The following is a 19,629-nucleotide window of genomic DNA, read 5'->3' as shown; positions in this document are numbered from 1 at the left end:
TCCCCGGGGCGCGCCGCGCGTCAGCTCGGGATCAGAGCTGGCTACCGTTGCCGGTGACGAAGATCTCCGCCGGCTGGGCGCCGTTGCCGCCGCCAGTCATCAGCATCCGATCCTCGCCGGCGAGCAGGTTCAGGGTCCCGCCCGCGCGCGGGAAGAGCGTCGCGCCGATGGTCGATTGGACCGAGAAGCCCTGCTCGTACATGACCAGGTCCGACGAGCTCGCGGTGGTCGTGCCCGGGTTCAGGATGATCGGGCCGTCGCCGATCGGGCCGATGCAGGGGAAGCCGCAGTACCAGGTCCCGCCGTAGCCCTCGTCGGGGCCGTGGCAGATCCAGCACATTCGCAGGCCCAGGATCGACGTCGGCAGGTCCGCGCCGGCGCTGAACCCGGCGTCGCCCGTGGGCGAGTACACGTAGGTCTCGCCCTCCGCGACCAGCGCATAGCCGTTGCCGGCCAGCGGCGCGATGCCGCCACCGCCGGCGACGAAGGCGCCGCCGTCGAAGGTCGGGATCTGGCTGTGCAGCGCGCGTGCCTCGGGCAGGGGCGGCCCCGCCTGCCAGGAGTCGGTGGCCGGGTCGAAGATCCACGTGGCCGCGGTGGCCACGAAGCCCGCGGGGTCGGGGACGATCCCGCCGGTCACCAGCACCGTGCCGTCCGGCAGCAGGCTCTGGCCGTGACCCAACAGCGGAACCCGCAGCGAAGCCACCTGCTGCCAGGCGTTCGCGGCCGGGTCGTAGGCGAGGCTCTGGGAGGTGGCCGAAGCGAAGCTGGCCTGGTCGTCCCCGGCCAGCGGCTGGGTCGCGCCACCGGTCAAGAGCACGCGCCCGTCGTTCAGCAGCGTGGCCTGGCCGAGCGTCCGCGGCGAGGGCAGGGGCGCCGCCGGCTGCACGACGAGCGAGCCGTCGCCGGCCACCTTGACGCGCTCACAGGCGAGCACGGGCTGGCCATTCGGACGCGTGCCGCCGAAGACCAACACGTCGCCGTTCTGCAGCAGGACCGCCTCGTGCCCCGCGCGGGGACCGCCGATCAAGCCCGCGCCGGCGGGGGCCATGGCCATGGTCGTCGCGTCGTAGAACGACATGGGCACCACGCCGCCGCCGACGCCGGTGATGCCGCCGATCAAGAGCACGCGGCCGTCGGGCAGCTCGGTCGCCGTGTGCAGACGGCGATCGAGGGGCTGACCCGGCAGGCTGGCGTGCTGGGTGCCCTGCTCGCCCAGCACGGTGGCGGTGGGGTTGCTGACGTTGTCGACCATGGTCGACAGGCCCGGCATGGTCACCGCCTGGGAGTAGACCTCCATGCCCGCGATGAAGGGCAGGCCGGGAATGGCGATCGAGTGCTGGGCCACGCCGTCCGGACCGAGCTGCACGAAGGCCGAGAGCTGGGGGTCGGCCGCGCCCACCAGCAGCGAGCGCGGGTCGAGGGGATCGGTCGCCGACAGGGGCGTCGGCCCGTTGTCGAAGCTGACGATGTGGTAGGCCATCTCGAGCGGGTCCCCGGTCAGCTCGAAGTCCAGGCTCTCACCCAGCAGGCCACCCTTCCAGGCGAGGTCGAGTTGCCCCTCTTCCTTGACGCCGGTCCCGAAGGTGTGGAGTTCGTAGACGACGTCGACCACCGGGTGATCCCCGGGGATGTCGATGGTGAAGCTCTGGTGGAAGGCGGGCAGGGTGAACTCGCCGAGCTGCCCCTGGTAGGCGCCGGCCGGGATCGCGCCCGAGTAGATCGGCTGCTGACCCTGGTGCACGGATCCCCCGGCCTCGAACAGCACGCCGAGCTGCGGGCTCGAGATGCGGTACTGGTAGCCGGCAAAGCCGTGGGTCTTCGGAATCGGCGAGGTGCTCACGTGCAGGTTGTCGATGTCGACCTGCAGATCGACGCGGGCCTTGACGCCCGCGGGCGTGCCGGGCTGCCGCACGAAGCGCGCCTCGCCGATGCGCTGGATGTCGTGGTCGACCACGTTGTCCCGATGTCCGGGCGTGAGCACGTCCGCGTCCCAGACCAGGCCTGCGCTGGACCAGTGCACGCCTTCACCGGCGAGCTCCTCGACGCGGATCTCTTCCTGGATCTGGTAGGCCGGCGAGGGGATGAAGCCGAGTTCCTGGGGGAAGTAGGCGACGTTGCCGGCCAGCGAGTTCTCCTGCGGGTCCTCGCCGCTGGTGTTGACCTCGACCGAGATCGTGCCCTCCTTGGTGTTGCCTTCGGCCGAGAGGCTCGCGTCGTTGTCGATCGCGTGGATCGCGACGACCCCGATGATCGCCACGGTGCCGATGAAGACGATGCCGCCGATCGCCGCGACCGCGACGGCCGGATGGTCGGCCTCGGCCTCATCGATGTAGGGGGCACCGAGGGTCGCCCAAGCGGCGAGACCGACGGTCGCTAAGGACTTGAGTCGCATGTAAGTCTTCTCCAAGTGCGGGCCGCGAGCGCGGCGTCTCGGGTCGGGGATCGCCCGGCCACCCGTGTGGCAGGGCCACAGTTGGTGGAGAAGTCGCGGGGTCGATCGAACGCCCAGGCGGCACGAATCCGGCGCCCGTCGACGGAGCGCAGAAAACCTGTTCGATTCGGGTTTCGGCGTCTCTGATGGGGCAGCGCCAGGACCCCGTCGGGGTTGCCGCGCGAGAGCTGGTCCGTGCCCCGCGCTCCGCTGCCACCCGGCCTCACCGGCAGCGACGCTCGCCCCGCTCCCTGCCCCGTCCCCATCCGGCCCCGCGAATCGAGAGCACTCCTGCCATGCTGCTCAGAAGTCGAACGATGCGCGCCACCGCGGCGCTCCTGTTGACCACCGCCACTGCCCAGGGCAATCAGTTGGACCTGAGCTGGTCGGGCGGGGTGCTCGATTGGACCTGGTCGCTCGAGGTCGAGGGCCAGCCACTCGAGCCCTACCTGTTGATCCCCTCGTTCGAGGCCGGGCCGACGCCCCTGGCCCTCTTCGATCGGAACGATCCGCGGCTGCTCGACGTGGGTCTGGACCTTCTTCCCCTGGCGCGAACGGGTCTGCTCGACCGTGACGGAGTCGCAGGTGAAGACTTCGCTCTCGTGGCGGACCCCGCCTTGGTGGGCGTCGACATCCGCGCCCAGGCCGTCGAGCTGCTGAACGGATCCGCCTGCTTCGGCGAGCTCAGCCAGCCGGTCTCGGCGCGGCTCACCGGCCTCGGCGACGCGGTCTCGACGCAAGGCGCTCCGCTCGCAACGCGTGCCGACCACGGGCAGTTGGCCCTGGCCGACGGGCGGGTGTTGCTGGTTGGGGGGCGGCCGATCGCAGGCGAGCCGGCGCCCCTGGCCCTCGAGTGGTACGAGCCCCAGTCCCAGCGTTTCGTCGCCAGCGCAGCGGAGCTGACCGCGCCGATCTGGCGCCCCGGGATCGCGCGGCTGCACGACGGACGCGTGCTGGTCTGCGGGGGCGTCGGCCCGGGGGGCAGCGTGTCCTCCGCCGCGTACCTCTACGACCCGTCCACGGATCAGCTCGAGGCCCTGCCTCCCATGGACGAGCCGCGCGTCCTGCACTCGGTCAACGTCCTCGCGGACGGGAGCGTGCTGGTGGCCGGCGGCACCGCGTCCTTCGACGACCTGCACCCGCTCGGGCTACCGGCGAGCTTGCAAGGACCCCTCTCGCGTCACTGTCGGCGCTTCGATCCGATCGGCAAGCAGTGGCTCGTGGTTCCCGACCTTCCGGCGCCGCGCATGGGCCACGCCACCACGGCCATGGCCGACGGAACGGTGCTGATCTCGGGCGGCATCGGCCCCGCTCCCGGCGGGCCCCTGCCCAGTTCGAGCGTGTGGACTGGCGACGGCCTGGGACCCTGGACCTCCGGCGGCCCGCTTCTGGAGCCGCGCGCCTTCCACGCCCAGGTCGACACGGTCGACGGCGACCTGTTGATCGCCGGCGGCGCGCAACTGGGCCCGGGCGGCCTCGGCCTCGTCGGCCTGCCCTCGAGTGAGCGCTACGAGGTCCAGTCGAACGCCAGCTTCGCCGGTCCGGGCTCCATGGGCCTGGTCATCGACGGCAAGGAGGTCTGCATCCCCGGGCCGGTGGTCACGAAGTTCCCCGGCACGCAGCCGACGACGACCTTCGGCGACGGTCCACCGGTCGGCCCCGTGATCGTCTACTACGTCGTCGGCGGTCTGGAGCTGGAGCCGTGGCCGCCGCCGGACTCCGCTGCGGGAGCCGTGTCCTACCGACACATCGCCGGCACGAACTCCTGGGTCGCCATGTCAGGCGGCGTCGACGTGGGACCCGGCCAGCGCGTGACTGCGGTGGACGGCGGGTTGCGGTTGCTGCACGTGGGCCCCGCGGGCGCCGTGTTGTTCACCGTGAAGTGAGCGGGCGCGAGAGGCTGCGACACACGCGCACGCCGTAGCGCTCCGCGCGCTCGGCCGTCGTGGCCACGAGTCGGGTCTCCGGTCGGGCCAAGGCGATGGTCTGGCTCGGCTGGGACAGCACCACCAGCCCGTAGTGGCCGCCGCGGACCGGGTAGCGCTCGGGCACCTGCGGATTCCGGGGACCGGCCAGCGCCAGGCCGTCCCCGGGGCGCAGGTCGGGCGCGGGGCCGGTCAGGAAGGGGTCCGCACACATCTCCGCCAGGTTGCCGAGCAGGTCGCGAAAACCCGCCAGGTCGGGCGCGCGGGCGTCGATCGCGGACAGGGGCCGCAGCAGGGCGTCGGCGCGGGCCAGGCGCTGGGCCAGGTCGAGCCGTTCGATGGCGGCGCGATCGATGCCGAGCTCCGCCGCGCGCTCCCACTGCGCCTCGGTCGGCAGGGCCAGGCCCCATTCGCGCAGCACGTCGATGGCTTGGCGGTAGGACAGCTCGGCCTGGGGCCAAAGGGCGGTGGAATCGGGTACAGGCTGCGACCGCACCAGGCGAGCCCATTGTCCCCGGGAGAGCTCGGTGCGCCCGAGCAGGTAGGGCGCGAGCTCCACCGTCCGCGGCTCGCCCTCGTTGCCCAGGGCGAAGGGGTCGTCCGCCGCGTCGAGGCCGAACTCGAAGCTGCCGCCGGGGACCAGGGCCAACACGATCGCATCACCGGCGCGCGGCCTCGCTCCGGGCCCCGCGGGCAACTCGCCGCTGCCGGTCACCGCGAACTCGAACAGCCCCGAGTCGGGATCGACCCCGAGGGGCGTGAGGCCGAGCAGGTTGCCGGGCGCTGGCCCGAAGTCGTCGAACTCCGCTTCCCAGTGGCGCCGGAAGCGTTCCCAACCCGCCGCGTCCTGTGTCAGTGCCTCGGGCCAAGTGCGTTCGACTCGGCTCGTCAGCGAAGCGACCCGATCCAAAGCTCCACCCGGCGCCGCGAAGCGCTCCAGGGCGCGCACCAACTCGTCGAGCTTCTCGTGGCGCCAACGGGCGTCGCGATCGGCGAAGGTCCAGCGCTCGTCGTCGATGCCCCGCCGGCGCTCGCGACGCGACTCGGCGGTGCGCTCGAGCGTCTCCAACTCGGCGCGGTGGCGCTCGGTCCGCGCGCGCAACTGCTCGGCCTCCGCCAACCAGGCGCGCGCCGGCGAGAGGTCGGGCGCGTCGATCGACCACAGGCCGCGTGCGCTCTCCTTGGCCTCCGCCACCAGTTGAAGATCGAGGAAGCGCAGCGCCCGCGCGCGCTCTTGGGCGCGCAGGGAAACCGCGGCCGCGATGCCCCCCAACACTGCCAGGACCACCGCGCCGAGCGCGACCGCCAAGCCCCGGTTGCGCCGGATCCACTTGCGCAGCTCGGCCAGGCCGCCCGACTCGTAGGCGCTGACCACGCGGCCCTCGAGGAAGGCACGCAGGTCGCTCGCGAACTCGGCCGCGCCGCCGTAGCGGTCACCCGGCTCGCGGGCGATGGCGCGGGCGCAGATGGCGGCGAGCTCGGCCGGAGTCTCGGGGGCGACCTCGTCGATCGGCGGCGGCGGTGGACCGGCTCGGATGCGTTTCAGCGTCGCGAGCCCGTCGAGTCCCGCACCGTAGGGCGGCTGGCCGGTCAGGATCTCGAACAGGGTCGCGCCCAGGGCATACACGTCTGCTGCCGGGCCGGCGTCCCGGGCCCGGCCGATGGCCTGCTCCGGCGCCATGTAGGCGGGCGTGCCGAGCAGGTCGCCGCGGCCGGTCAAGGCCGCGTCGAGCTCGAGCGGGGCCGCGACCTCGTCGTCGTCGATCGACTCACCGTCCACACTCGCCAGGCCCCAGTCCAAGAGATACGTCTCGCCGAACGAGCCGACCATGATGTTCGCCGGCTTCACGTCGCGATGGACGACTCCGCTCGAGTGGGCGTAGGCCAGGGTCTCGGCCACTCGAACCAGGACGTCGACCAGGCGCGCCCGCGTCCACTCGGGATCGCCCTCGGCGGCCAGCGTCAGCAGCTCCGCCAAGGTGCGCCCCTGCACGCGCGGCATGGTGAAGAAGTCCTCACCCTGCGGCGTGCGGCCCAGGTCGTGCACGGCGACGATCCCGGGGTGCTGAAGTCGACCGGCGAGCCGCGCCTCGGCGAGGAAGCGAGCGCGGCGCCGACGCCCGTCGCCATGCTCGCCGTCGGTCACCAGGACCTTCATCGCGAGGTGCCGCGCGAGGGTGCTGTCGAAGACGTCCAGCACCCGCCCGTTGCCACCGCGGCCGAGTTCCGAGCCGATCCTGTAGCGCCAGCCGGACTCCGCCTGCGGCAGGGGCGCCAGACCCCCGAGCACCTCGCGCACCTGGTCGAACAACTGGCCCGCGACCGCGCGCAGGCCATCGGGTTCGTCCGCGATCCAGTCCTCGAAGCGGCCACCCTCGCCCGCCTCGCGCGCGGCGATGTACTCGGCGACCAGCTCCTCCGCCCGCTCGTCCAGCTCGCTCACGACGGCAGGTTGCGCGTCAACGCGATCAGGGCGCGGGAGTAGGCCATGCGCGCGGCGGCGTCGCTGGGGTAGCCCAGGTCGCCGGCGATCGCTGTCCAGGCGCGGCCTTCGGTGCGAGCCTCGACCAGCCGTCGCGAACGCTCGTCGAGGCGCTCGAGGGCGGCGCGCACGCGCTCGTCGCGATCGTCCAACTCCGCGCGAGTCGCCGGCCCCGCCGCGCTGTCCTGGGCCGGTTGAATCGCGCCGCCCACGTCGATCGAGCCCAGGCGCCGCTCCGCGCCGCTGCCCCGGCGCTGGGCCTGGTGGAACTTGGCCAGGTCGCGAATGCGGTTCTCGACCACGGTCGAGATCCAGCGCAGGAAGGCGTCCTCGTCCTCGAGGTCGTAGCGATCGAAGGTACGCACGGCCTGGACCAGCGCCTCCTGCACCACGTCGCCGGACTCGTGGAAGCGGCGCAGCTGCGGACCGAGCCGCCGTCGCACCATGGCCAGGACCGCCGCGTAGTGGCGCTCGACGAGCTGCGCCAGGGCATCGCCGCGATCGGCCTGGGCCTCGCGCACGAGGTCCACCTGGGTGCGAGCGTCGCGGGCCGCGCGGGGGTCGAGTGGATCAGTTCCCATGGCCGAGTGGGGCGCCGTGGCGCCCGACAGGTCCGGAGTCTAGCCGCGCAGCCTCCGCTGCCGCCTACGCCGCCGTCTTCGCGCCGGCCCCTGCGCCGACTCCTCCACAGCTCCATCCACACGCACCTTCAGCGGCACTTCCTTCGGCCAGTAACCTCCCCCCCCCGCAGGCCCACCAACCCCCGCCCAGCCACCCTGCTGGACCGGCCTCCGCGCCCATTGGTTTCAGCCCGTCCGCCGGATTTGTCGCGCTGGGCGATAAACAGGGGACCCGCCGTGTCGTCTCCATCCCCGCCGCGCGGGTCTTGCGGGCGGCAATCGATGGCGAGCACGATCCACTTGGAGAGCCGACGCACCAGGGAAACCGCGGAGAGCCGCCCGCCGAGCCCCGGGGGGGCGGTGGGGGGCGGGGACCGCCTGGCGCGGTTGGTGGCGGCGCACTACCTGGCGGTGCACCGGCTCCTGTTCCGGCTGGTGGGCAACCGCGAGGACGCGGACGACCTGGCCCAGGAGTGCTTCGTGCGAGCCCAGCGTCGGGGTGGCGAGGTCGACGAGGTGGGGGCGCTGGTCTGGCTGCGGCGGGTGGCGCTGAACTTGGCCCGGGATCACCACCGCTCGCGCGGGCGGCGGCTGCGGCGCGAGGAGCTGGCCGGGCTCGAGTCGATCGAGCGGCGTAGCGGTGAGCCGGCGCCGGACGCGCGGCTGCGGGGCGCGGATCTGCACCGCGCCCTGCGCCAGGCCCTGGGCGAGTTGCCCGAGCGGCTGCGCGTGGCGCTGGTGCTGCGGGTCTTCGAGGGGCTCGACTACGACGAGATCGCGCGGCTGGTGGGGCGCCGGCCGGGGACCGTCCGCATCCAGGTCATGAAGGCGCGGCGCGAGTTGGAGCGCCGCATGGGTCCGTTCTTGGACGAGGAGTCGACGACGTGACACGCAACGACGGTCGCGAGTGGGTGCTGCGCCAGCTCGACGGGAGTCTGAGCGCGGCGAGGCAGGCGGAGCTCGAACAGCGGCTCGCGCGGGATCCGGAGCTGGCCGAGTTCGCCCGCCGCCAGCGGCGCTTGGACGGCCTGCTCGAGGGCTTGGCGGAGCCGCCGGCCGAGTCGGTCGATACGGGCGCCGCGCTGCAGGCGATTCGCGCGCGGCTCGAGGCCGGCGGCGGCGACGCTTCGCCGCGTGGGCGCTTGCGGTCCCTGCCGCGCTGGGCGTCGCCGGTGCGCCTGGCGGCGGCTGCGTTGGTCCTCCTGGCCGGCTCGTTGCTGTGGCAGCGGTCGATCGACGGCGACGAAGCAGGGCCGCAGCGGCAAGCGGGAGCCGAGCTCGACGTGGCGGTCGCTCCGGCAGCGGACTCTTTCACTGGCCGGTCGACCGCTCCGGCGACGGATCCGGCGGCCGGTCCGTTCGGCGATCCCTTGGCGGAACTGCCGCGCGATCTGCCGGGCGACTCGCCGGGCCGCGGTGGGTCCGTCGACCCCTCGGACGACGCGGATCCGAGCGGCGGCGAAGCGCAGCTCGCGGCGGCCGAAGTTCCCTCGTTGAGCACGCTCCTGGCCTCACTCGGCAGCGACGACGGAGCTGGAACGGCGCAGTTGACCGCTCTCCTGGAACGCGACGGCGACACTTGGGTCGCCCTGCGCGACGTCGAGCGGGTCCTGGACGCGACCACCGATGAGAGCGTCGCGCGCGGGGCACTGCGTTTTCTCGGAGCGCAGGGCGACAAGCTCAGTGCGCGCTCGATCGAGGACGCGTTGGCCGATCCGGGCCTGCGCGGGACGGCCCTCGCGGCCCTTGTGGACCTGGGCCCCGAAGGATGGTCGGGCCTCGGCGCGGCGCTCGCGGACCCGCAGCTCGCGGACGACGCTCTCGCGGCTTGGGGCGAGGTCGCCGATCCTGCGGCGGCGCGCCAACTCGGCCGCGCCTGCGAGCGCATCGCGCGACGCGGGGACCGCTCGCCGCGGCTCACCGCCGCCGCCGGCCTGCTGGCCGACCTCGGCGCGCAGGGCCTGGTCGAGTTGCTCGAGCGCATCGGCTCTGGGCAGCTGCCCCTCGAGCCCGTGCTCGCCGCCCTGGACCCGAGCCACGGCGACGAGCTCTTCGCCGCCGCGGACGGCCGGTCCATGGACACGGTCCTGATCGAGTTCGCGCGGGTCACCGCTTGCGAGGGACTCGTGCCGCGCCTGACCTCGGCGGCCACGGATCCGCGCCTGACCGACGGCGCCCTGGGCGCCCTGGCGCAGATCCCGGGCGAGCCCGCGGGGCGTGCGCTGCTCGAGATGCGTCGCATCGGGCGCCCAGCGGTCGCGGCCGTCGAGGCCGCCCTGGCGGCTCGCGACGAGCCCCAGGCCTGGCTGCGCCTGGCGCGCTCGGTGCGCGGCGAGCGTGAGTTGGCGGTGACCCTGGCCGAGTTGTTGCTCGGCGATCCCAGGTTCGACGGTTCGGCCGCGCTGGCCGAGCTGGCGCGCTCGACGGCCCTGGCCTCGGACCTGCGACTGATGGCCCTCGGCGCTACCGACGCGACCGATCCCGACTCGGCCCGGGCCCTGCGTGGGCTGGTGCGGACCAGCGCGCCGGACGACGCGCGCATCGCCGCCGCCGCGCTGGTGGCCCTGGCGCGGGGCTTGGGGATCGAGGGCGCCCTGGCGCTCTTGCCCGAGCCCGATGGCCTGACGGGCGAACTCGATGACGTGCTCGCCCACTACTCCTCCAGCAGCCTCGTGCGCCTGGCGCGCGAGCTGCGACCGATGCTGCCTTTGACCGCAACCGACGGAGACGAACTGCCGTGAAGAACCTGCTTCGAACTCTGGGCCTCTTGGCCCTCGCCGCCCCGACCGCTCTCGCCGCGCCGTCCCAGGACGGCGATGAACTCGGCATCGCCGTCTTCGACTTGACCGGCCTGCTCCGGCGGGTCGATGCCGGGGTCTACGACATCGATATCCTGGACCAACACGGAAAGCTGGAGGATGCCTCCGGTGCCGGCGGGAGCATCGGCTCCGAGGAGGTCTCGATCGGCGCGCTGCAGGAGATCTTGGTGCGCCTGCACGAGGAACAACTGCGCTACCGCGACGCCGAGCAACGCAGCCCGATGATCACTACCAACGGCGAGCGGCAGTTGGTCGTGCGCGGGACCCAGGCCCTGCGCGACAGCGTGGCCGCGACCCTGGGGGAGCTCGACGCGCTGCTCTCGCAGAGCGCGAAGGTTCGCGTGCGTTGGTACAAGACCAGCGACGGGAGCTACGACCAGCTCCCACTGGGGGCGACGATCGGCACGGCGGAGTTGGCGCGCCTGTTGGAGGAGTCCCAGTCGTCGCTCGACGAGGAGGTGACCATCAGCTTGCGTCTGGGCAGCACTGGCTCCGTGGACCTGCGGACCGGTCAGTCCGCGATCGTCGACTACGACGTGGAGATCGCCTCGAACGTCTCGATCGTCGATCCGACGGTGATCCAGCAGTTGACCGGATCCCAGGTCGTGGCACGCTTCGTGCCTGGCGTGGACGGAGGCTACCTGTCCATCGTGACGACGCGGACCGACGCGATCGGCCCGGTGCGTGAGGAGCAGATGCAGGTCGGCACGATCACCGCTTCGACCGGCGGCAACGGGGAGAACCTGCGCCAAGTGAACGTCCTGCCCCTGTCCGTGCAGCACCAGGACACCCTGACCCGCGCGCTGGGACTCTGTACCCACGTGCCCGCCGGCCGGGCCCTGCTGGCGCGGACGCGCTGGGATCTGGCGGGCACCTCGGGCGACGAACTGATGGTGGTGGAAGTCGAGTCGGCTCCGCTCGAGCTCACCCAGACGCTGGAGTCGGGCGGAGGCACCCTTTCCATGGTCCTGCGGGACGCCCTCTCCCGTCCGCGGCTGAGCCTGGTGAGCGACGACTACGCGTCGATGCTGGTCTCCGAACGACAGCTCTGGGGTCACGGCCTGGTCGCCGAGCTGATCGCCGACGGCTCCGAGGTCGACTTCGATCTGTTGCCCGACGCAGGTCGTGGCTGGGAGCAGATCGGCCCCTGGATGGCGGCCATGCCCGGCCGAGGCATGGACGCGGCGGCGACTCGCAGCGCGGCCCACTCCCTGGCCCGGGGCATCGCGGCCTCGACGCGCTCGGTCGCCGTGGCGCGCATGGGCGATCGGCTGGTCGCGTCATTCGACGTGCCGGTCACCGATGGGGCTCGATCCTTCGCGATCGTGGCCCTCTCGACGCCCTTGGTCAGCGACATCGACGTGGAGGTGGCCACGGGCGCCGGCGTCTCCGATCCGGTGGTGACCGAGACCGAGGAGGGGCTCGCGATCTACTTCGACCCGTCGCTCGGCCGCGACGGGTCCTGGAACCTGTCGCCCGAGGCGGAGGTCTCGGTTCGCACCGCTGGCCCGCGTCGGATTCAGATGGGCGAGACACCTGGCGGGTGGGTGGATCTGCTGTCGACGAGTCGTTTGGGGTGCTCGTCGGAGGTTCGGCTGGAGTCTGGAGAGGCTCGAGTCATCGGTTCGCCCGAAGGCCTGTCACTCGCCCTGGGCCTGCGTTGAGGCCCGAATTGCCCCGAAACACGGAATGGATGCGTAATACCGGCAGAATTTCGGGATCCGGTGCGTGCTTCGGGGCCCGCGGAACCGTCTATTGCCTGCGGGTCGCTCGTAGCGGCCCCGACCCGAGGATCGGGTGAACGGCGAAAGGGCGCTTCACGCGCCCCGAAACCGCCACCCAAGTCTCGAACCGTGACGCACCGCGAGGCCCGGCTCTACCGCTAGAGACGGGCCTCCGGCGTTTCTGCCGGGAGTTCGTGGGGCAGCCCTTGGGGCTCAAGGGCGCAGGACGACGGCATCCACGCCATCGGCGTTCACGTCGCGCCCGCCGAACTCGCGACGCAGCGCCTCCTCGATGGGGACCATGTAGGGAGCTACCGCCGTGCGGATCGCCGGATCGGCGGCCCAGTCCCGAACCCAGACGACGCGCTTGTCCGAGTCGCGGATCAGGTCGATGAGCGGCGCAGTCGCGGCTGCGTCGAAGTCCGACGGCGAGGTCCCGGCGGCAATCGCGCGCCCCAGCTCGTGGCCCAGGTTGAACTCGCGGATCCCCGGCAGGCGACCCGTCACCAGTTGATAGCCCAGGTCGGCGGTGACCATCAGCCCACCGTCTGGGAGCAGGGCTCGGGCAAGCTCCAGGCGCTGCTCGGCGGCGCGCCGTTTAGTCCTGGCCTCGACAGTGTCGATCGCGCGCAGGCCTAGCCAGCCCTGGGCTGCGAGGAGCAACAGCACCAGGACGACGACTCGCCCCCGCAGCCCGTCCAGGGCACGAGCCGCGGCGATTGCCGCGAACACGATCGCGGGCGACACGTAGCCCCCGCGCGTCGGCACGCCGAACAGCACCACCGCCGCGGGATGGACCAAGATCCCCACGAGCAGCCACGCCGATGTCACGGTGGAGCGCCGCGGCCAGAGCGAGCCGACCAGTCCCAGGGGTAGTAGCACGCCGAAGGGGAGCACCGCCTCCTTCAAGACGAGCGCGAGCGAGGGGCCGGTCTGTTCACGCGCGAGTAGTTCGCGGGCTTGGAACCAGTCGGGGCCACCGAAGATCACGTGCAGGGCCTGGTCGAGCGCGACGCCGAGCAGCGCTCCGCCGCCGACGGCGGTGGCCGACAGGATCAGCGAGCGCAGGCCAGCCGCTCGCGGCTTGGCGGCGCCAGCTCGCCCCCAGGCGAGCAGGGTCAAGGGTGCCGCGCAGAGCACACCCGAGCGGTGGGTGAGGATCAACGTGCCGGCGACGAGTGACGCCGTTGCAAGGACGGCTCGAGGGCGCCGGGAGTCGACCGCGAGGATCAGCGTCAAGCCGGCCGCGACGTGTGCGGCGTGCAGGGCGTGGACTTCGATGACGGTGGTGTGGAACGCGATCCCGGGGGAGGCGACGGCCAGGAGCGCCGCTGCCGATCCGGCTCGGGCTCCGACACCGAGGAGTCGAGCGCTACTGAAGACAGACGCGGCGATGACGCCGGCGCTGAGCCAACCGAGCGCGGCGAGGGCGTGGTAGGCCTCGAGCTGCGCCACAGATCCCAAGAGGCGCCCGAGCGGCAGGTAGAGGGCGTGGCTCCCGAGTTCGTGCGGTCCGCGCAGGGGCCTCAGCTTCTCCAACAGCGCAGCGGCGTCGCCGAGCAACCAACCCTGATGGAGCCAGGCGGCCCCGAGCGCGCAGCCCAATCCGAGCGCGACCGCGATGGACGCATCGCGGACGGTGAAGGGGCGATCGGGCTGGGCGGTCATCGGACAAGTTCAGCGGGCATTGGGTCTCCGACACTCGGGGCGCAGCGCGGAACAAGAGATTCGATCAACGGAGAAGGTACCCGGCGTCTGCGATGGGAGGGGGCGGCAGAGTGTTCATCCTGCCTCGCGCGTTCGGTCGCGCGCCCGCGCGCCGGGGTCGTGATTAGGCGTTCGTACGGTGCCAGGCACAAAACCGCCGCCTAACGAGAGTCGCGCAGCCGCCCTTGGCGGCTGCGCGACTCTCGTTAGGCGGCGGTTTTGTGCCTGGCACCGTACGAACGCCTAATCATGACGCGGTCTGATCCCCACACGCCCGACGCAACCGCCCCTCGAGGCCCGACAGCCGCAACTTCTGCTCCGCATTCTGCACCGCCATCTCCAGCGCGCGCCGGCTCCCCACCAGCACGCACAGCCGCTTGGCCCGCGTCACCGCCGTGTACAGGAGGTGCCGTTGCAGCATCAGGTAGTGCTGCGGTACCAGCGGCATCACGACCCCCGGGAACTCCCCGCCCTGGCTTCGGTGAACGGTGATCGCGAAGGCGGGTTGCAGGTCGCCCAGGTGCTCGGGCTCGTAGAACACCACGCGCTCGGGGTAGCGCACCGAGAGCCCCGTGCCGTCGGCGTTGATGCGGACCACCCGCCCCATGTCGCCGTTGAAGACCTCCTTCTCGTAGTCGTTGCGGGTGTGGATCACGCGGTCGCCCTCGCGCCACACGCGACCGCGCAGGCGGCCCTCGCGCCGGGAGCCGGTGACCTGCTCGCGCAGGCGTTCGTTGAGCCGGTCGACCCCGCACTCGCCGCGGTACATGGGCGCCAGGACCTGCACGTCCTCGAGCCAGTCGAGCCCGAACTTCTCGGGGATGCGCCGGGTGACGACCTCGACCAGTCGGTCGGCCGTGGCCTGCTCGCCCTCGGTGGGGAAGAAGTAGAAGTCGGAGAGGGGCTCGTCGGCGCCAGGGAAGCGCGGCATGTGGCCCTCGAGGATCGCGTGGGCGTTGTCGACGATCAGGCTGTGGGCGGCCTGGCGGAAGATCTGGGTCAGGCGGAAGACCGGCAGGCAGCCGGCGGCCAGGAGGTCCGAGAGCACGTTGCCGGCCGCCACCGAGGGCAACTGGTCGGGGTCGCCGACGAGGATCACGCGCGTGGGCGCGCGCACCGCCCGCACCAGCGAGTAGGCCAGGCTCAGGTCGAGCATCGAGATCTCGTCCACCACCAGGAGGTCGGCCTCGAGGGGCTTCTCGTCGTCGTGCAGGAAGCGCCGCGTGCCGGGTTCGAAGCCGAGCAGGCGGTGCACCGTCGAGGCTTCCTCGCCGGTGGCCTCGGCCAGGCGCTTGGCGGCGCGCCCGGTGGGCGAGGCGAGCAGCACCCGCGCGCCGGCCGCCCGCGCCAGGTCGACGACTGCGCGAACGATGGTGGTCTTGCCCACGCCGGGTCCGCCCGTGAGCAGGCCCACCGGAGCGCTCAAGAGGCCGAGGACCGCCTCCCGCTGGCGCGTGTGCAGCGTGATCCCGAGCTGCTGCTCCTTGCGCGCGAGGTCGGCCTCGGTGGCCCAAGCTCGCGCGGGACCGGCGGCCACCAGACCGGCCAGGCGCTCGGCCAGGCCGACCTCCGCGGCGAAGAAGCCCGGCAGCCAGGCGCGCTTGTCGCCCGTGCCCGCGCCGTCGGCCGAGGTCGGCTCGCCCGTGGCGGCCTCGTCGATCACCAGGTCGTCCATGCGCCGCAGGCCCTCGACCGCCTCGACGAAGGCGGCGTCGTCGAACTGCTGCCCGAGCAGCTCGCGGGCGGCCTCGGCCAGGCGCTCCAGGGGCAGGCAGCAGTGGCCCTGGCCGCTGGCCTTCTCGAGCACGTGCAGAATCGCCGCCCGGCGTCGCTCGAGGCCGTCCTCGGGCAGACCCAGCTCCCGCGCCACCCGATCGGCGGTCTGAAAGCCGATCCCGGCGATCCCGCTGGACAGGAGATAGGGGTTGTGGCGCAGGCGCGCCTCGGCCTGCTGGCCGTACTTCTCGATCACCGCCTCCACCTGCCAGGGCCCCAGGCCGATCCCGAGCAGAAAGGTATAGAGAGCGTGGCTGCCCTTCTCGACCACCAGGGCCTGGTGCAGGTTCTCGGCCACCGGGGGCGCCAGGCCCTTGATCGCGTCCAGACACGAGCGGTCGGCGCGGATCTGCTCCAGGGCGTCGTTGCCCAGGGCGTCGACGATGCGCCCGGCCAGGACCTCGCCCACGCCCTCGAATCGGTCGGAGGCCAGGTAGCGCACCAGCCCCTTGCGGTCAGTGGGGGCGCGCAGCTCCAGCCGGTCGAACTCGAACTGCAGCCCGTGGGTCTTGTGGCGGGTCCAGATCCCTCCGAGCCGCACGCCGAGCCCCTCCGAAGGCCGGGGGCAGCGACCCACGGCGGTCACCACCGGGTCGAAGACCAGGGAGCCGCTCTTCAGCTCGGCCGGCAGCGCGCCCTCGGCCCGGACCCGCAGGACCGTGTACAGGCTCTCCTCCGAATGGAAGGTCACCCGGTCCACGGCCCCCTCGAGGACGGTGGGTAGGTCGTTGGCCGGTTCGTCCAAGGGGCGGGGTCGGGGTTGGCCCCGAAAGGGGCGTGGGGCGGGGAGCGGCGCACGGGGGGCCGCGCGGGTCCCGCCGACCCCTACCGGTGGCACTAGAAGCTTGCCTTCCGGCGGCCGAGCCGCACAATGTTCGACCCTCGATCCCGGGCGACTCCGGGCCTGCCGGACGGGATCGGGTCAGCGAGCCACCTCAGAACGCTCTATCGATGAGCGGGTTTCCCTGGCTCCGCGAGCGCTTCCCCTCGGAAGCGAGACGCGGAGAGCCGCCGGGATGGGACGGTCGGCTCGCGCGCTACCAACCGCACAAGCACCGCTTCACCTCACTTCATGTCGATCAAAGTCCAGGTTCGTCCGAACGAGTCTCTCGAGGCCGCACTACGCCGTTTCAAGCGCCAGTGCAACTACGGCGGAGTCTTCCGCATGGCCAAGGCCAACACGTGGCACGAGAAGCGTTCAGACGCCCGCCGGCGCGAGCGCCGCGAGCGGATCCGGACGATCCAGAAGGCGACCCGCAAGGCGCAACGCCGAGCCGGCGGTCGCGTCCGCTGAAGTTCGAGCGGTAGCACACCGCCTGCTGCGTCCCGTCGCCCGGGCGCAGCCGGCCTCCGGCGGGCGCCGTGTCTTCGGGCACGGCGCCCGCCGGCGTTCGGGAGGTACGGTGCCGCGGGACGTACGGTGCCGGGATCATTTGTCCCACCGGCCGCCAAGGATGCTGCGATTCGCAGCATCCTTGGCGGCCGGCGGGACAAATGATCCCGGCACCGTACGTCCCGCGGCACCGTACCTCCCCGAGCCGCCCCCCAACCCGATCCGTGCGCCTCTTCCCCAAGCACCGCGACCTCTCGCAGCCCCCTGATCGGGTCGAGCTCGTCGTGCGCGGCAGCGACCTGCAGCTGCCGGAGGAAGAGGTACACGTGCGCCTCGACGCCTTCCTGGGGCAGTTCATCCACTGGCGCTCGCGCACCTCGATCCAGCGCTTGATCCGCGAAGGCTTCGTGCTGATCGACCCCTCCGACCCGGCCAACCCGGCCGGGCGCGGGGAACTCACCGCCGAGCTGCGCCCGGGCAAGCGCCTGCTCCACGGCTCGCGCGTGGTGGTGGTGATCCCCGAACCCCAGCGCATCCAGCGCGCGACCTCGGCCGCCAGCGAGCTCACGATCCTCTACGAGGACGACCAGATCCTGGCCGTCGACAAGCCGCCGATCCTGCCCGTGCACCCCAGCGGCCGGCACCTGTCCGACACGCTGATCCAGCGCGTGCACGCGGCCTACGACCAGCGCAAGCTCGATCGCGAGTGGCGCATCAAGCTCTGCCACCGCTTGGATCGCGAGACGAGCGGCATCGTGCTCATGGCTCGCGATCCCGTCAGCCACTCCGCGATCATGAAGCAGTTCGAGCGACGCGACGTGGACAAGGAGTACCACGCCATCGTGCGCGGCGTGCCCGAGGTCGACAGCGGCGACATCAACCTGCCCCTGGGGCCGGCGAGTACCTCGCAGGTGCGGATCAAGATGGCGGCGGTCACCGCCGGGCTCGAGGCGCGCACCCGCTGGCGGGTGCTCGAGCGCTACACCGATTGCGCGCTCGTGTCCTGCAAGCCCGAGACCGGACGCCAGCACCAGATCCGCGTGCACATGGACGCCATCGGCCACAGCCTGGTGGGGGACAAGCTCTACGGCGTCGACGAACAGGTCTTCCTGCGCGCGTCCCAGGGCGAGACGACCCGCGCCGACGAGGTGCTGCTCGGCCTCAATCGCCACGCGCTGCACAACCACCACATCTCCATTCGCAATCCCAAGACCGGCGAGATGGTCGCGGTGCGCAGCCCGATCCCCGAGGACATGCGTCAGTTTCTCGCCGGACGCGAGCGGATCGACTGAGCGGCGGCGGCTGCTCAGCTCGCGTCGGGTCGAGGCACCGGGACGTACTCCTCGAGCACCAGGACCCCGAGCAGCGCCGCGCTGAGCACGAGGCCGAGTGCCGGCGTCGTCACGAAGTGCTCGGCGACGATGGCGACGATCGCCAGGCTGATGCCGGCCGCCATCAGCGGGCCGGTCAGCTTCTGGGGATCGCCGGCCTCCTCGGGTGGGATCGAGAGGGGCGGCTGGTCGACCGTCGCGGTGTAGAGCACGCGGCAGACGAGGATCGACACGAGCATCGCCGGCAGGGCCAGGCGCAGGGCGAGGGCGCCGCCCGCTTGCTGCCAGGCCAGGAAGCCCAGGGCGATGTGGAGCGGGATCACGTAGCGCACGCACACGGCCTTGAAGGCGCCGCGCTGCAAGTGGGCCGGCGCGACCGGCGCGCTGTCGAGCAGCCAGCGCGCGGCGAAGCTGGCCGAGGCCGGCACGTGGGACAGGAGCACCGGCAGGTAGAAGCCGGGCGTGAACAGGATCAGCGCCACGAACGCGTCCTTGTCGGCGCCCGGCTCCTTGCCGAGTGCGACCCAGGCGAAGATCAGCGGCACGGCCAACAGCGGCGCGGTGCGCAGGGCCACCTCGCGCTCGTGGGGCATGGCCGCGAAGACCAGGTCGAAGGTGGCGCGCTCCTCGCGCCGCACCCACAGGGCCAGGGCCGCGCGCCGCAGGGGCTCGAGCACGCGGTCGATGGGGGGCGCACCACCGGCGATGCGCGCGACGCTCTTGCCCGCCAGGGTCAGGCCGAGCCACGCGCCGACGAGGGCGATGGCCGTGCACAGTGCCGGCATCCACAGCGCCGTCGCGTCGACGCCGCCGGGTGTGATCGGGGCGGCGAACCAGAAGGGCGGCGCCAGGGCCAGGTTCCCGTCGAGGTCGCCGAAACGGCCGTAGGCGGTCAGGCGCAGGGCGAGCGGCAGCCCGAGCAGCAGGGTCCCGGCGACCACGACGGTCATGGCGGTCTGCAGGAGCACCAGGAGCGCCGGCGCGACGCGCTCGAGCAGGGCCTGCAACAGGAGCAGGGCCGAGGCCACGCTGAGGGTCGCGCCGAGTCCGCAGGCCGCGAAGACCAATCGGCCCGAGAGGTCGAGGCCGGGCGCGAGCAGACTCAGGGGCAGCAGCGACCCCATCGACAGGCCGCCCACCGCGACCAACAACACCGCGAGCCGCGCCAGGGCTCGATCGAGGGCGGTGCACGGCAGGCTCGCGGTCCACTCGGGCGCCGAGGGCGTGCGCAGCCAGGTGCCGAGCTCGCCCAGCAGAGGCAGGGTCACCAGCCCCGCCGCGACCGTGTAGGCGTAGGCCGCGAACGCGAACGCGCCGATCTCGCCGCGCACGATCCCGCCCAAGAGGCCCGCCACCAGCAGGTGCGTGCCGGCCGTGGACACGAGGGAAGCGCCACCGCTCAGGGCGGCGAGTTCGGCCACGAAGATGGGGCGGACGCGTGCGGACATCGGGTGGGCGGTGGGCTCCAGATGGGCGCG

General features: G+C 72.3%; 12 protein-coding genes. 6 read left to right on the top strand and 6 right to left on the bottom strand.

Annotated features, from left to right (window positions below; genetic code table 11):
- Positions 1 to 31 precede the first annotated feature (31 nt).
- Positions 32 to 2,395, bottom strand: a complete 2,364-nt coding sequence (locus tag Pla133_RS24335) for a Kelch repeat-containing protein (protein WP_145070220.1) — start codon at positions 2,393 to 2,395, stop codon at positions 32 to 34.
- Between the two features lie 335 nt (positions 2,396 to 2,730).
- Here Pla133_RS24335 and Pla133_RS24330 point away from each other — a divergent pair, with 335 nt between their 5' ends.
- Entirely contained in the window at positions 2,731 to 4,320 is a 1,590-nt protein-coding gene (locus Pla133_RS24330; RefSeq protein ID WP_419191923.1) for a Kelch repeat-containing protein, read from the top strand.
- On the opposite strand, the gene Pla133_RS24325 is transcribed toward Pla133_RS24330, so the two are convergent.
- Both Pla133_RS24325 and Pla133_RS24320 read right to left on the bottom strand, forming a co-directional pair.
- The gene (locus tag Pla133_RS24325; protein ID WP_145070216.1) at positions 4,307 to 6,802 is read right to left on the bottom strand and encodes a bifunctional serine/threonine-protein kinase/formylglycine-generating enzyme family protein; all 2,496 of its coding nucleotides are present in this window, start codon (positions 6,800 to 6,802) and stop codon (positions 4,307 to 4,309) included. The genes Pla133_RS24330 and Pla133_RS24325 overlap by 14 nt on opposite strands.
- Positions 6,799 to 7,422 carry an RNA polymerase sigma factor gene (locus Pla133_RS24320; protein WP_145070214.1) on the bottom strand — a complete coding sequence of 208 codons (624 nt, stop codon included), beginning with the start codon at positions 7,420 to 7,422 and terminating at the stop codon, positions 6,799 to 6,801. Before Pla133_RS24320 ends, Pla133_RS24325 begins: the two co-directional genes overlap by 4 nt.
- 399 nt (positions 7,423 to 7,821) lie before the next feature.
- Between Pla133_RS24320 and Pla133_RS24315 the strand changes: the two genes are divergently transcribed.
- Genes Pla133_RS24315 through Pla133_RS24305 form a run of 3 tightly spaced genes read left to right on the top strand, consistent with a single transcriptional unit; the run spans position 7,822 to position 11,944 of the window.
- Positions 7,822 to 8,349, top strand: coding sequence for an RNA polymerase sigma factor (locus tag Pla133_RS24315; protein WP_419195412.1), 528 nt, complete (start codon positions 7,822 to 7,824; stop codon positions 8,347 to 8,349).
- Complete coding sequence (locus tag Pla133_RS26755; protein WP_419191922.1) at positions 8,346 to 10,202, top strand: hypothetical protein; 1,857 nt, start codon at positions 8,346 to 8,348, stop codon at positions 10,200 to 10,202. Before Pla133_RS24315 ends, Pla133_RS26755 begins: the two co-directional genes overlap by 4 nt.
- Positions 10,199 to 11,944 carry a hypothetical protein gene (locus Pla133_RS24305; protein WP_145070209.1) on the top strand — a complete coding sequence of 582 codons (1,746 nt, stop codon included), beginning with the start codon at positions 10,199 to 10,201 and terminating at the stop codon, positions 11,942 to 11,944. The genes Pla133_RS26755 and Pla133_RS24305 overlap by 4 nt, the downstream gene beginning before the upstream one ends.
- 273 nt (positions 11,945 to 12,217) lie before the next feature.
- Here Pla133_RS24305 and Pla133_RS24300 read toward each other — a convergent pair whose 3' ends face one another.
- Entirely contained in the window at positions 12,218 to 13,672 is a 1,455-nt protein-coding gene (locus Pla133_RS24300) for a hypothetical protein (protein ID WP_145070207.1), read from the bottom strand.
- 286 nt (positions 13,673 to 13,958) lie between these two features.
- Positions 13,959 to 16,232, bottom strand: a complete 2,274-nt coding sequence (gene recD2, locus Pla133_RS24295) for an SF1B family DNA helicase RecD2 (protein ID WP_419191921.1) — start codon at positions 16,230 to 16,232, stop codon at positions 13,959 to 13,961.
- Between the two features lie 327 nt (positions 16,233 to 16,559).
- Between recD2 and rpsU the strand changes: the two genes are divergently transcribed.
- Together rpsU and Pla133_RS24285 are read left to right on the top strand one after the other, a co-directional pair.
- Positions 16,560 to 16,781, top strand: a complete 222-nt coding sequence (gene rpsU, locus Pla133_RS24290) for a 30S ribosomal protein S21 (protein WP_145070202.1) — start codon at positions 16,560 to 16,562, stop codon at positions 16,779 to 16,781.
- 263 nt (positions 16,782 to 17,044) lie between these two features.
- Positions 17,045 to 18,112: an RluA family pseudouridine synthase gene (locus Pla133_RS24285; protein ID WP_419191920.1), complete on the top strand. Its 1,068-nt coding sequence runs from the start codon at positions 17,045 to 17,047 to the stop codon at positions 18,110 to 18,112.
- A 14-nt stretch (positions 18,113 to 18,126) separates the two neighbouring features.
- Here Pla133_RS24285 and Pla133_RS24280 read toward each other — a convergent pair whose 3' ends face one another.
- Entirely contained in the window at positions 18,127 to 19,599 is a 1,473-nt protein-coding gene (locus tag Pla133_RS24280) for a hypothetical protein (RefSeq protein WP_145070198.1), read from the bottom strand.
- Between the last annotated feature and the right edge of the window lie 30 nt (positions 19,600 to 19,629).

Origin of the sequence: Engelhardtia mirabilis (assembly GCF_007748095.1) — a bacterium.
Lineage (GTDB): Bacteria > Planctomycetota > UBA1135 > UBA1135.
This window is presented reverse-complemented; position numbering and strand designations above follow the sequence as displayed.

Coding starts and splice junctions, on each gene's coding strand:
- Pla133_RS24335 (WP_145070220.1), bottom strand. CDS start 2,395: ATGCGACTCAAGTCCTTAGCGACCGTCGGTCTCGCCGCTTGGGCGACC.
- Pla133_RS24330 (WP_419191923.1), top strand. CDS start 2,731: ATGCTGCTCAGAAGTCGAACGATGCGCGCCACCGCGGCGCTCCTGTTG.
- Pla133_RS24320 (WP_145070214.1), bottom strand. CDS start 7,422: ATGGGAACTGATCCACTCGACCCCCGCGCGGCCCGCGACGCTCGCACC.
- Pla133_RS24300 (WP_145070207.1), bottom strand. CDS start 13,672: ATGACCGCCCAGCCCGATCGCCCCTTCACCGTCCGCGATGCGTCCATC.
- rpsU (WP_145070202.1), top strand. CDS start 16,560: ATGTCGATCAAAGTCCAGGTTCGTCCGAACGAGTCTCTCGAGGCCGCA.
- Pla133_RS24280 (WP_145070198.1), bottom strand. CDS start 19,599: ATGTCCGCACGCGTCCGCCCCATCTTCGTGGCCGAACTCGCCGCCCTG.